The organism is Pseudomonas persica, assembly GCF_900291015.1.
Taxonomy (GTDB): domain Bacteria; phylum Pseudomonadota; class Gammaproteobacteria; order Pseudomonadales; family Pseudomonadaceae; genus Aquipseudomonas.
The window spans coordinates 1-320 of record NZ_OLKL01000083.1; the positions used below are offsets into that span (position 1 = coordinate 1).

A 320-nucleotide genomic window follows, 5' to 3' on the forward strand; every position below is an offset into this window, starting at 1 on the left:
CCGGCCAACGACGTCTACAACAACGGCTCGACCGTTAGCGTGACCATCGAAAGCGCCACGGGTGGCAACTTCGAGCAGCTGACCCCGAATCCGACCCCGGCTCAGACCACGATCAACGACTCGGTCGACACCACCACGGCGACCCTGACGGCGAGCCCGTCGGTGACCGAAGGCGGCGTGATCACCTACACCGTGACCCTGAGCAACCCGGCGCAGACTCCGGTGACTGTGACCCTGTCCAACGGCCAGACCATCACTGTTGAGGCGGGCAAGACCCAGGGCAGTGTTGATTTCGAGACCCCGGCCAACGATGTCTACAA

At 63.4% G+C, this 320-nt stretch carries 1 protein-coding gene; it reads left to right on the plus strand.

Going from position 1 to position 320, the window contains the following annotated elements:
• Positions 1–320, plus strand: a 320-nt coding sequence (locus FQ664_RS27345) for an immunoglobulin-like domain-containing protein (RefSeq protein WP_178091064.1), incomplete at both ends; no start/stop codon positions are given.